Annotated in this window: 11 protein-coding genes and 1 riboswitch; of the genes, 3 read left to right on the top strand and 8 right to left on the bottom strand. The window is 35.8% G+C overall.

Features of this window, described 5'->3' with window-relative positions:
- Window positions 1-220: 220 nt before the first annotated feature.
- A complete protein-coding gene (locus ACQKNI_RS17035) occupies window positions 221-1,312 on the bottom strand; it encodes a DUF3626 domain-containing protein (RefSeq protein ID WP_088232436.1) in 1,092 nt (363 codons plus the stop codon).
- 262 nt (window positions 1,313-1,574) lie between these two features.
- Window positions 1,575-2,405, bottom strand: coding sequence for a glutamate racemase (racE, locus tag ACQKNI_RS17030; protein WP_088232435.1), 831 nt, complete (start codon window positions 2,403-2,405; stop codon window positions 1,575-1,577).
- Between the two features lie 199 nt (window positions 2,406-2,604).
- Window positions 2,605-2,786, top strand: a riboswitch (Lysine riboswitch).
- 147 nt (window positions 2,787-2,933) lie between these two features.
- On the opposite strand from racE, the gene ACQKNI_RS17025 reads away from it, so the two are divergent.
- Window positions 2,934-4,358, top strand: coding sequence for an amino acid permease (locus ACQKNI_RS17025; RefSeq protein ID WP_088232434.1), 1,425 nt, complete (start codon window positions 2,934-2,936; stop codon window positions 4,356-4,358).
- 60 nt (window positions 4,359-4,418) lie between these two features.
- Window positions 4,419-5,618, top strand: coding sequence for an ABC transporter permease (locus ACQKNI_RS17020; RefSeq protein ID WP_098357040.1), 1,200 nt, complete (start codon window positions 4,419-4,421; stop codon window positions 5,616-5,618).
- Between the two features lie 122 nt (window positions 5,619-5,740).
- Here ACQKNI_RS17020 and ACQKNI_RS17015 read toward each other — a convergent pair whose 3' ends face one another.
- A complete protein-coding gene (locus tag ACQKNI_RS17015; RefSeq protein WP_098882886.1) occupies window positions 5,741-6,997 on the bottom strand; it encodes an MDR family MFS transporter in 1,257 nt (418 codons plus the stop codon).
- A 107-nt stretch (window positions 6,998-7,104) separates the two neighbouring features.
- Between ACQKNI_RS17015 and ACQKNI_RS17010 the strand changes: the two genes are divergently transcribed.
- On the top strand, window positions 7,105-8,844 hold the full coding sequence (locus ACQKNI_RS17010; RefSeq protein ID WP_098252344.1) for an SgrR family transcriptional regulator: 1,740 nt from the start codon (window positions 7,105-7,107) through the stop codon (window positions 8,842-8,844).
- 58 nt (window positions 8,845-8,902) lie between these two features.
- Here the strand turns inward: ACQKNI_RS17010 and ACQKNI_RS17005 are convergent, their stop codons facing one another.
- The 5 genes from ACQKNI_RS17005 to ACQKNI_RS16985 all read right to left on the bottom strand — a co-directional run bounded on the left by ACQKNI_RS17005 (window position 8,903) and on the right by ACQKNI_RS16985 (window position 12,465).
- Complete coding sequence (locus ACQKNI_RS17005) at window positions 8,903-10,105, bottom strand: MFS transporter (protein ID WP_098252345.1); 1,203 nt, start codon at window positions 10,103-10,105, stop codon at window positions 8,903-8,905.
- A gap of 210 nt (window positions 10,106-10,315) precedes the next feature.
- Window positions 10,316-10,894, bottom strand: a complete 579-nt coding sequence (locus ACQKNI_RS17000; RefSeq protein ID WP_098252346.1) for a TetR family transcriptional regulator — start codon at window positions 10,892-10,894, stop codon at window positions 10,316-10,318.
- Window positions 10,895-11,029: 135 nt separating this feature from the next.
- A complete protein-coding gene (locus ACQKNI_RS16995; protein WP_088232428.1) occupies window positions 11,030-11,344 on the bottom strand; it encodes a DMT family transporter in 315 nt (104 codons plus the stop codon).
- A gap of 2 nt (window positions 11,345-11,346) precedes the next feature.
- A complete protein-coding gene (locus ACQKNI_RS16990) occupies window positions 11,347-11,691 on the bottom strand; it encodes a DMT family transporter (protein WP_088232427.1) in 345 nt (114 codons plus the stop codon).
- Window positions 11,692-12,105: 414 nt separating this feature from the next.
- The gene (locus ACQKNI_RS16985; RefSeq protein WP_088232426.1) at window positions 12,106-12,465 is read right to left on the bottom strand and encodes a MerR family transcriptional regulator; all 360 of its coding nucleotides are present in this window, start codon (window positions 12,463-12,465) and stop codon (window positions 12,106-12,108) included.
- Between the last annotated feature and the right edge of the window lie 105 nt (window positions 12,466-12,570).

Here is a 12,570-nt window from a genome sequence, read left to right as displayed (position 1 = left end):
ACACCCCTTTCATTTATTTTCCATTTATAATCTTATAACTTTATTAAGTATTCTGTCAATTGTTTTTTTACATATAGAAAAAAAACACAATGAATCCATTTGAAAATATTATCACCCCTACAATCACCTTATACTCACTCTTACAAGTTGCTATTTTAGAAGGACTAATCATGCCAACTAGCAAGACGTACAAATTTTATGTAAACGGAGAATGGAGTATTTAGTTCAATTTTCGATTTGGTTTCCCAAATCGAACTAACACATGCCATAATAATTTTAATTCCTGAAGCACTTCTTCATAAGTTCCACGATCACGCCAAGATAGTGGATTACGTTTCAAATCCACTACAGCAGAGCCAATTATATTTGCATCGATACAATTATTTTGCGCAATGCGTCTTGCCAAAGATGGCATTTTTGAACCCCTAAAGTCCATTGGAACTTCATCTACCATAAGTAAAAAACCCATGTGCCAATACAAATTAATAGAATACTTCAGGCAAATTTCTTCTAAAGTTCTTCCTACATCCGTACCCTTAAATGAAGGATCTACAACAAGCACTTCCACATCTTCTTTAAGAGAAATATCTCCATGAACTTGCGCTTCAATATAATGGTTAAGATTACGGGCTGACTCTTTATTTACTAAATCTATAAACGGCCTTTCCAGGTTAGCCAGTAAATGATTAATGAATCTTGTTGGAGTCAAATTCCCTTCACCAATTGCAAAATCTCTTACGAATACCTCTTCCAAAAGAGCAGCTAAAATCATATCAAACTCTTCATAAGTGCCTTTTTCTTTTGGATCTTGATGCGAATCTAAATACGTATATGTAGAGCGATAAGAAACCTTTGGAGATAAAAGAAAATAACATGACCCAAAACGCGGAGCAGGCCCATCTGGATGTAACATCAAATTTAGCGCTCCATACTTTGGCCGTTGGTTATTCGTTACTCCCTCCAATTGATATGCTCCTCCAAATATTCTCTTTTCCCAAAGGTCACGTTCACCACCAGGGTAAGCAGATACGCTTCCATTAGATAGCAATGTTTCAAACTGACTTTTATATACTCCTTGCTCAAACAGCGCTTCGGCAACATTTTTCATATTCGAATCTATTCTGTCTGGATGAAAGTGTAATGCAATCCTCGCATGGGACTTTACATTAGCGACAGCTTCTTCAAACATTTCATCTGTAATATTAGACATTTTAAGTATATGATTAATTGTTTCTTTAGCCTCACGTTTTTCGTTCTCTGCATATTTTGAAATATACTCTAAAGCAAATAGTTGAGACCTTGATAATTCCATAATCCAATCTCCCCTTTAATTGAACTGACCTTAAACACTTCAATTAAAAGCTTATTCTTTCCTTCTTATGAAACGAACCTGATTTATTAAAAAAGCAATTTAATAAAGTGAAACTTTAATCAGTGGGGGTTTTCTTCATCCCCCACTGATTATTAGCCTTCACCAATCGGACTTTTATGGGCAGCCCGACCCCCACCTAAATTCTTTGCTTTCGCTGAATTTTAAGGTGGGGGTCTTACTGCCCATTAAAGCGGGATAAATCTTAATTATACATACGCGCATTTTTAATCGGCAAATGTACACATTCTACAGAAATTTGATACCCTAGCCATCTCTCAGCAATATGTTCAAATGAAGAAACAGAGCCTGTTGTAAAAAACCGATGCTTCGGATTCAAATTGTCAGACAGGATTCCTTTGTGCTGTAAAATTGTACTTAACTCTATCGCTGTTTCTTCTGCAGAACTAATAATCCTTACATCCTCTCCTAGTTCCTCTTTAATATAAGACTCTAAAAGTGGATAATGCGTACATCCGAGAATTAACGTATCTATATCTTCTTTCGTTAATGGCAGTAAAGCTTGTTTCACTTGCTGCGCTACATATGCTATATCTTCTAATTGATTTTCTACAACTGTAGCTAAAGTCGGACACGCGTGACTATGCACTTCCAAATATGTATCAAGCTCGTGTAATGCTTTTTCATACATATTAGACTGGATCGTACCTACAGTTCCAATTACTCCGATTTTCCCTTTCTTTGTCACTTTAATTGCCGCTCTTGCTCCTGGATGTATAACGCCAATAACCGGAATGGACAGTGCTTCTTGCAGCGCAGTCAATGCAGCTGCTGCACCAGTATTACATGCTACAACTAGAGCTTTTAACGGAAACTGTTGGAGGAATTCAACCATTTCAAATATGAAAGATTGTACCTCCTCTACACTTCTTGGTCCATACGGACAACGCTTATTATCACCAATATAATAAATGCTCTCTTTAGGCAATTGTCTTATAATTTCACTCGCAACTGTTAATCCCCCAACTCCCGAATCTAGCACACCTATTACGGAATTTTTATGACCTGTAGACATATACTTCATCCCCTTCTCAATCTTCTAGCTCTCATAATATTTATTATATTATGAAAGTTCAATATTACATAATAATCCCTTCCCTTTTAATCACAAACTCTTCTCTATAATCTGATTATTGATATATCCATTGACGTATAAAAATTCATTTGTTACTCTTAAATACGTTAATTTAATATTTAAATCCTCATTCGTATCTCGGTGAGGTAGAGGTTGCAATCATTAAGAGTATCATTTCAGGAGATGTAGTGGCATTGATGAAGAAATGAGAAAGGAATGGTTGCCGAAGTAAGTCGTGTCCACCATGCACGCTTGCTGGGTCTGCATTTAATAAGTGCAGAACTGTCACAAACGTTTCGTTTGTGGAGAGCTATCGAGAGGTATGTCGTGGGTTTCTTATAAGATAGAAAGCATGTAACGGCAAATTACGTGCTTTTTTTGTTTTGTTTGGGACTTCTCTTCCTGACTTGGGAAGACATACATATCTCCTCGCTTGACTTGGTTATACTAACTTTGGAGGTATTTTCTATGCAACAAAAAAAATGGGGCTTTTGGGTACTAACAGCTTTCGTTGTCGGTAACATGGTTGGCGCTGGTATTTTCATGGTGCCAAGTACGTTGGCACAAACAGCAAGCCCTCTCGGTGTCACTTTAGCTTGGTTAACAACAGGGTTTGGTGTTTTAATGCTAGCTCTTGTTTTCGGTAATTTAGCAATTCGTCGTCCTGATTTAACGACAGGACCACAAAGTCATGCATATGCTTTATTCTCATCACCAAAAAAGAAAAAAATGGCTGGTTTCAGTATGGTATGGGGATATTGGGTTGCAAACTGGGCAAGTAACGTTGCCATCATTACATCATTTGCGGGATACTTATCACTTTTCTTCCCGATTATGAAAGATACACGACTACTATTTTCAATCGGCTCTTTCAATGTAGAAGTTGGAAAACTTATTACATTTACTATTTGTTCCGCCTTACTATGGGGAACTCATTTAATTTTAACAAACGGTGTAAGCGGAGCTGGAAAACTAAACTTCATAGCAACTACAACGAAAATAACTGGATTCCTTTTATTCATCGTCGTTACTTTATTTGCATTCGAAGCTTCAAAATTTGGACAATGGTACACACCGATGATCGATAAAGAAGGCGTATCACACGGCCTCCTTTCACAAGTAAATTTAGCTGCTCTTACAACGCTTTGGGCATTTATAGGGATTGAATCAGCGGTTCTTTTATCAAACCGAGCTACCTCTCCCAAAACAGTAAAACGTGCAACAGTTGCAGGATTATTAATTACAGTTGCCATTTACTTAGGAATTACAATTTTAACAATGGGTGTACTTCACGTTGATAAATTACAAGCTTCTGAACGTCCATTAGCAGATGCACTAAACGCTGCAATGGGTCATGGCGGCGGGAAACTTATGGCATTACTTGCTCTTACTTCCCTATTCGGTTCCATCTTAGGCTGGATTTTATTAAGCTCAGAAGTACCTTATCAAGCAGCAAAAGAAGGTTTCTTCCCTTCCTTCTTCGCAAAAACAAACAAAAAAGGAAGTCCAATTTACTCATTACGATTAACAAACATTATGTCGCAAGTGTTCTTATTCTCAACATTATCAGGAACCATTGCGGAAGCTTATACATTCGTTATAACCGTCTCAACACTGGCCTACCTTATTCCATATCTCGTTTCGCCAATCTTCCAGTTAAAACTAGTCGCAACTGGTGAAACGTATAAAAATGAAATGAGTTCGAGAATTATGGATGGCATAGTCGCAGTCATCGCACTTTGCTATGCACTATGGGTTATTAAAACAGGCGCATCTGATATAAAAACGTTCCTTCTCGGAATCGGATTATTCGTAATCGGTTTTGCCTTCTATCCATTAATGAATCGTGATCAGAAAAAAAATGACGAAAAGAAAAACGAGCAAGTTGCATAACGCAATTTGCTCGTTTTTTCTTTTATAAAACATATATAATAGAACAAAGAGGTGAAAAACATGTCAATCGAATCATTATGGAGCAGTCGCTTCCAACAACATATTCAAAATATCATTACATACTTTGCACGTATGATTAACGGTTTACTATATAGCTTCATCTTCGCTTCCTGTATAGGCGCTTACTATTACGCAAAGTTTCTTAAAACAGCTCCTTCTAAAGGAGTATCCTTATTGTTTATTACAATCGTCCTAACCGGGGTTATATCGAGATGCCCGATACGAACATTTATCCAAAAGCCTGATGCTGTCTATTTACTGGCACTAGAAGAGAAGTTAACTTCTTATTTCAAAAAGTCTCTTCTATATAATTACATCATTCAGCTTTTCCCATTATTATTTACGTTCCTCATTCTCGTACCACTTGCACTGCAAGCATTGCAATTAACTGTACCTTTTTTATGTACAATCTTTATCGTTTTAATGATTACGAAAGCTTGGAATATGTACATACATTGGATGTGGCGTGATAGTGATGAAAAAAGCATATGGTTTATCATTCGTATTGCTTGTAACGCACTTATCATTTACATGCTGTTTTATACAGCAAATGTAATCATATTAGGTGGATTACTTTTACTTCTCGCTTTCTTACTTCTATATACGAAAAAACAACCGACAAAACGAATACCGTGGGAGTACATAATCGAGCAAGAAGAAAAAATGGACATACGTTTTTATCAATTCGCTAGCATCTTCACCGATGTGCCGCAACTAAAAAAACAAGTAAACAGCAGAAAATGGCTTACGAATTGGATTGAACCTTTACTACATAAAAAACACGCTACTTTCTTCTATTTACATACACTATCGTTTTTACGTGGGAATGATTATTTCGGTATATATATTCGTTTAAGTATAATCGGTGCCTTCGCCTTATATTTTATACCGAACATATATGTAAAAGGTGCTATCGCTTATATCGTCCTATATATGATTTCCATGCAGCTTCGTTCTCTGTGGAAATATTTTTCAGGAAATATTATTGTAGCATTGTATCCAATTAATACTGAAGAAAGAATGAAGCAATTTCTTAGCTTAATTTTCACGTTAATAACCATTCAACTAATTGTTTTTTCAGCTGTAGTACTCGTTGCTACAGGACAATTACTACATAGTTTTATCATTATGATTGCCGGATTACTCTGGATCAAATTTATTATTGTACCAAAAACGAAGAAACGAATTTCCTCGTTTTAACGAAAAGGAGGCTGTACATAGCAGCCTCTTTTTTTCGTCGCCAAATTTAGCTGAAGTTGATCCCTTTTAAAAATCATATAAAAAGCGAGCCCCATTATCACCGATTCGCTTTCCATATAGTTTTATCCAATCTGAGAAATCTCCCCCTCATACTTCTCTTTCCCTATCGCCTTCATAAATAATACAATACTGCTCATACCCACGATAAAGTACAGAGCACTCATGCCCCAAGATGCAAGAAACGAGCCAATCATAACACCTAATGCACCGTTCATTTTGGCCACTTGAAAGACCATCCCATTAATCGCCATATAAGAACCTCGCGCCTCGTTTGGCACCATATCTGCCATAATAGATTGACGTACTGGTACATACATCATCTCGCCTACCGTTTGGAAAAGCCCTGCGACTAATAAGATCCATAAACTATTGCTCGTTCCGAGTATTGTAAATCCAATTGTATAAATGAATAAGCCTACATATAAAATTTTCAAATCATTGAAGCGTTTCAGCATTTTAATAAGAAGCGCTGAACATAACACAACTAAAATTGTATTCTCTGCAGAAATCCAGCTCAGCATGCGAATACCTGTTAAATCAAACGTGAAACCATTACCGAAGAAAAAGTGAACCGTTTCAAATTCCTTCTGCAAGCGAACGCCTAAATAATTATTAATTTGAAACTCTAACGATAATGTACATATACTCGCTGCACAAAAAATTAGAAACGCCCTGTCTTTCATCACAACCTTATAACTATCTGCCATATCTTTTAATACGTTCTTCTTCTCTACAGTTTTTCGCGCTACATACACTTCTTCCATATACACAGCCATCACATATAAAGTAATAACTGCAACAAGCATTAACACGATAAACAGTTGTAATCTATAGTTCTCAAATAGTAATCCGCCAAATATTGCTCCAATCGCAATTGATAAATTAATAGCCCAGTAATTAATGCTGTACATCACTTTTCGATTTTCAGGCGTACTCACATCAATTAACATTGCCTCTGTCGCTGGGTTCATAAGTCCAGATCCTAAACTATTCACTAACATAAATACAAATGTTAACCACGGGGAATCTACATAGTCTGAGTTTGCAATCCCCATACAAGCAATGGAAACGACTTGTATACTTTGGCCGATAATCATCACTTTTTTACGACCGAGCCGATCTCCAACATACCCACCATATAAGCCAATAATTAATGAAGCTAACACATTGATTAGCAATAAAGCACCAGCAAGCGCACTACCTAACTTGATTGAAAAATAAATCGCCATAAATGGAAAAATCATTGTGGACACAGTACGTGTTAAAAACGAAGTTATAATTCTAATTTTTATATTTCGATGCATACTCCAAAATCCCATTGTTTCCCCCTCCTTATGCTTACTTATTTTACTTTGAAAAAGAGGAAGAAAAAGGTTAGAATATTCTAAAGAGTTTCCCCTTTTATGAAAGAAGGAAGTGTATACGCATGAAGATTATGGACTATTACATTCGTTTACGATTACATGCACAAGATCAACAACATATACGAATTAGCTTACAAGAATTAGCGGATATTTTATATTGCAGTACGAAAAACGTAAAAATTGTATTAAGGAAAATGAGTGAAGAACAATTAATTCGCTGGACTCCAGGGCGAGGTCGTGGGAATAAAACAGAAATTATATTTATACATAGTTTCATAGAAGCAGTTGAATCTTATACAGATGAACTATTGGCACAAGAAAAATTAAAGGATGTCTTTCTTCTTTTAAAGGAGCCCCTGCCTCCTACACTTCATAAGAACATTGAAGGTAAACTCCATCATCATTTTGGCTATGAACCTTCAAATGATATGTACGACATTTTAAAAATTCCAATATCAAGAAAAGTAATGCCGCTGGATCCCGCTTTTGCGGCTGTTACAACAGAGAGCCATCTTACGGGTCAAATTTTTGATACATTAGTCGTTTATAACGATGTTACTGAAAAAATGGAGCCACACATTGCACATACGTGGGAATTAAGTGTAGACAGGCTTACATGGACGTTCTATTTACGAAAAGATATACATTTTCATAACGAAACAGTTTTAACTTCTAAAGATGTTCAATTTTCATTTGAAAGATTAAAGCAAGTTCACTCTCCTTTCGAATGGTTAACAGAAGAGATTGTTCAAATTGAAACACCATCACCACTGCAAATTCGATTCCATTTAGCAAAACCGAATTCATTTTTCTTACATTATGTAAGTTCCATGCAGCTCGCCATTTTACCGCATGATGCAAGTATTCAAAATCACCACTACATAGGGACTGGACCTTTCAAACTTGCTCATTACTCTGAAGATAATATCGTACTCGAAGCATTCACCCATTATTTTAAAGAGCGTGCATTATTAGACCGTATTGAATTTTGGGGTATTCCTGATCACGTGCAAGTAGATGCTGATTATGAGCTGCCAAATGAAGAGGAAGATGACAGACACGACATACAAATAGAAGAAATAGGCTGTATTTATGCTGGCTTCAACTTTACAAAACCTGGTCCGCATCACGACATTTATTTTCGTAAAGCTTGGAGAGAAATATATGATGTTGAAACGATACTTCGTAACATAGAAGGCAGACGAACAATTGCTGCTTCAAGCTTTTTCCCTGAAAGAAGCCGCCAAACTCCTAAAAGATCCTACTCTTTAGAAAAAGCGAAAGAGTATTTGAAAAAGAGCAACTATAACGGAGAGACGATACATATTTATTTCTTCGCATTTAAAGATAGTGAAAATGATGCAGAATTCCTAAAAGAACAGTGCGAAAGTTTAGGTATACAAGTAGAACTTCATCCATTTCTCGTTTCCGATTATACGAATCGTTCTATCGATCAACATGCCGATATTATTTTAATGGGAGAAGTATTTGCTACCAATCATGAAATTGCATTCTTAAATGTATTTAAAAATAAAAGCTGCTTCGTAAGCCGGTTCATGGACCCGCACTATGAAAAACAAATTAACTGTTTGCTAGATACATTTTTACTAGAAGAAAATAAAGAAAAGCGTTATGAACTCATGTATGAGATTGAAGAGTTTTTACAAGAAGAACACATCATTTTATTTAACTATCACGTTTTAAAAAGAAAAACCTATCCTTCTTCTTTGAAAAACGTAACAATTGATTCATTCGGTTGGGCGAATTTTGCGAAGTTATGGATACAACCATCTCTGCAATAACATACAAAAAAGCCCCTTACAAAAAGGGGCTTCTCGCTAATTATTTACTCTCATCTCATTACTTCGCTAAACTTTCAGCTAGCTGCTTCTCTCTCCACATAAATGTAATTCCGAGACCAACTATTAAAACAACGCCTGAGAAAGCGTATGGGTAATGAATATTTATATCAAATAATATTCCGCCCATCGCTGGTCCTGCGATATTTCCTAAACTCGTATACGTTGAGTTCATACCAGCAACGAACCCTTGCTCTTTTCCAGCTGCTTTTGATAAAAACGTCGTTAAAGCGGGACGTAGTAAATCAAATGCTAAGAAAATGAAGCAAGTAACGAGAAGTACAATCCAATAATTAAAGACTATAGTTGATACGAACGCTAACACTGCACCTACAATTAAACATATTTGAATTAAAACTTTTTCGCCAAATATGTCTACCAATTTTCCAAACATAAATACTTGCACAACTACTCCAAAGATGGAACTAATCGTAATAATCGCAGCAATGTCTTTCGGTGTGAAACCAAATTTATGATCAGAAAACAGACTAAATACAGTTTCATATGCTGATAAACCGAATGCGAGTACAAATACAATAATAAATGCGATTGCATACATTGGGTTTAATGATTTCTTTAAATCTCCAATAAAGCTCGATTCTTTCGTATTAGAAGAAATTTCTGCAATTTGTTCTTTCGTTAACGGCTCTTTCAAAATAAAGATCGAAATCACACATGCTATAAAGGCTATAATTGCTGCTACGAAGAACGGCACACGTATACCGTATTCTGCAATAAACCCGCCGATTCCAGGTCCTATAATAAAGCCGGTACTAATAGCCGCAGATAAATATCCCATCGCCTTTGGACGTTCTTTAATAGATGTAATATCCGCAACATACGCCGTAACACCAGGCATAATAAACGCAGCACTAATTCCGCCTAACACCCTCGCTGCATAGAGCATCCATACATCTTTTCCTAATCCAAACAGAAGCTCTGAAACACCAAAAATAAATAATCCAATGATGATCATTTTCTTCCTACCGTAAAGGTCAACCCATCGGCCTGTAATAGGTGAAGCAATAAGCTGAGCCATTGCAAAAACTGCAACGAGATACCCCATCGTCTTCCCTGTTAAACCCATATCATTCATAAAGGACGGCATAACCGGAATGATTAATCCAATCCCTAAAAAAGCGATAAATATATTACTCAAAAGAATGACCAATACCATCTTTTGTTCTTTTATCGGTTTATTCACTTTTAACACCTCTTCCCGCAAGTTCCTCTCAAAATAATGCCCAAGAAGTTTTTTCTTTATCCTGTTATTCGTGGGCTCATAATAAATGGAGACGGCTCTCACTTATTAAAGTTTCACTCTCTCCTTCAACACATACATAAGTATTAGATGAATGACTATCATTCAGTTTTCCTCAAAAATGAACCCACCTTTTCAGACAGGTTCATCCCACTATTTCTTTATATGTAGTGCATGTGTTAAAAAATCTAGTACTTCTGCCTTTTGTAGTTCGACTTGCTCATCATCTTTATGATCATATAAATACACTTGTTCCGCTGCTGATTCAACAAGGGCGATAAATAACTTCGCTGTTCGCTCTGCGTGAACCGAATCACGAATTTCACCAGTTTCTTTCGCCTCACTTAAAAATTCGCTTAGCCACATATAGAGAGGCTCATACACAGCTTCCCATTCTTTTATATGTTCTGTAGATGCAAGACCCGCATACATTAAAGCCTGTATTTCACGATATTCAGCTATAAAGTTAAACACCGCATCTATTACTTGCGTAACTTTACTTGAGAAAGGTGCATCGTTCTGTACTTTTTCTTTCACTGCAAGTATCATCTTTTCAACCATCACTTCTGCTATTGCAGGCATAACAGATAACTTAGAAGGAAAATATAAATAGAAAGTTCCTTGTGCAATGCCAGCCAATTTCACGATATCAGAAATCTTCGTTTTTTCAACACCCTTTTCCTGAAACACTTCAATAGCTGCATAGACAATTTTTTCTTTTTTATTCATCATCTAAACCCTTTCACACACGTATTGAATGACTGTCATTCATTTTATAAAATAACTAGCTGTACTGTCAATTATTGTGCACTTTTCATACGAAAAATCTCCCAACAAATCGTTAGGAGATACAGTGAAATTATATCTTTACGAAAGAGCCTTTAATCCCGTCACACCGCATACAATAAGAGCGACACTAATAATACGTGCCTTACTTTTCGATTCACCAAATAAGAACATATTTAATAAAACAGCACCTGCTGTTCCAATACCAATCCAAACCGCATACGCAACACTTACTTGTAAAAATAAGAAAGATGTGTACAGGAATCCGAAGGAAGTTGCAAATCCACCTATATAAATCACCCCGTTGGCTAACGTCTTATCTTTACTATACATTTTAAGTCCTATCACACCGACTACTTCACTAATTGCAGCACAAAATACGAAAAACCATCCCATCTTTAAGCAGCTCCTTCCATAGTTTCTTCTTTATTATCAGCTAACTTTAAACCAATAACGCCAGCTACAACCATCACGATAAAGAATAGTTTTCCTACACTGAAACTCCCGCCAAAAAGGAATACATCCATTAAGAAAGTGCCTACCGTACCAGCTCCGGCAAAGACAGCATATACCGTCCCTGTTGCAATATGTTCGCACGCTTTAGAAAGAAAGTGAAAATCAACAGCGATAACTCCTACAATAATGACCCAATGCCACCAAGTATCAGCTTTATTAAAACCAAACACCCAAAAAATTTCAAAGATACATGTTAATATGACATATAACCAAGCTTTGTTTTTCATACTACCACCTCTTATGACTGAATATCAGTCATTTTTATTTTGAAAAATATACTCTTTCATCACTACTATATAAAAACAACTATCAACCTCATTTACCATTTTATTTATTCAATTACTAAACTAACTACATCCTTTTACATAAAAATGACTGAATGTCATTCATATATACTGTACACAAATATTTTACAAACTGTCAACGCCAAAAGATTATTTAAAATTTTTTCATCTGATTGTATATTCCCTAATAATCTGTCAATAATGCTAGTAACATAATATTTTCTCCATTCCCCCTTGGAGAGATCCCTTAAAAAGAGCAGTTAGCTTTTGCTAATCGCTCTTTTTAATTTGTCCGTACACTACTCATAAATCAAATTCATTTTTCATTACGTAACAAGGAACGGATGATTTTTTTATCTATTTATTTTCCAAAGCAGCTTTATATGCAGTAATTTTATTTTCAAGCATCTTCTCTGTAATTACTAAGTTTTCTCTTTGAGTTTGAATAGATTTTTTATGATCTTCTAGCAATTGCAAACGAGCCCCGGCTGTATGCTCCCCTTCTATATATAATCTAGCGTATTCTCTTATTTTCGCTATCGGCATTTGTGTTTGTTTTAATTTCATTACAAACTGCAACCACTTTATATGTGACTCTTCATACATTCGATTCCCATTTGTATCGCGATTTGCAATTAATATATTTTCCTTTTCATAATAACGTAATGTATGTGTGCTCATTCCTAATAATTTAGCTACCTCACTAATTGTGTACATACTCATACTCCCTCCGCATGCGATTTACCCTCATATCTTTTACTGCCCTATCAAATTTATAAAAACATTTGACTTAGAGTATACTCTAACAAATACAATCTAACC

The sequence above is a fragment of the Bacillus sp. NPDC094064 genome (genome assembly GCF_050279585.1).
GTDB lineage: Bacteria > Bacillota > Bacilli > Bacillales > Bacillaceae_G > Bacillus_A.
Note: the sequence above shows the minus strand (reverse complement) of the source record. Positions and strands in the feature narration are given on the sequence as shown.

Excerpts from the sequence above, each read along its gene's own strand:
- ACQKNI_RS17035 (WP_088232436.1), bottom strand. The coding sequence starts at position 1,312 with ATGGAATTATCAAGGTCTCAACTATTTGCTTTAGAGTATATTTCAAAA.
- racE (WP_088232435.1), bottom strand. The coding sequence starts at position 2,405 with ATGTCTACAGGTCATAAAAATTCCGTAATAGGTGTGCTAGATTCGGGA.
- ACQKNI_RS17025 (WP_088232434.1), top strand. The coding sequence starts at position 2,934 with ATGCAACAAAAAAAATGGGGCTTTTGGGTACTAACAGCTTTCGTTGTC.
- ACQKNI_RS17020 (WP_098357040.1), top strand. The coding sequence starts at position 4,419 with ATGTCAATCGAATCATTATGGAGCAGTCGCTTCCAACAACATATTCAA.
- ACQKNI_RS17015 (WP_098882886.1), bottom strand. The coding sequence starts at position 6,997 with ATGGGATTTTGGAGTATGCATCGAAATATAAAAATTAGAATTATAACT.
- ACQKNI_RS17010 (WP_098252344.1), top strand. The coding sequence starts at position 7,105 with ATGAAGATTATGGACTATTACATTCGTTTACGATTACATGCACAAGAT.
- ACQKNI_RS17000 (WP_098252346.1), bottom strand. The coding sequence starts at position 10,894 with ATGATGAATAAAAAAGAAAAAATTGTCTATGCAGCTATTGAAGTGTTT.
- ACQKNI_RS16995 (WP_088232428.1), bottom strand. The coding sequence starts at position 11,344 with ATGGGATGGTTTTTCGTATTTTGTGCTGCAATTAGTGAAGTAGTCGGT.
- ACQKNI_RS16990 (WP_088232427.1), bottom strand. The coding sequence starts at position 11,691 with ATGAAAAACAAAGCTTGGTTATATGTCATATTAACATGTATCTTTGAA.
- ACQKNI_RS16985 (WP_088232426.1), bottom strand. The coding sequence starts at position 12,465 with ATGTACACAATTAGTGAGGTAGCTAAATTATTAGGAATGAGCACACAT.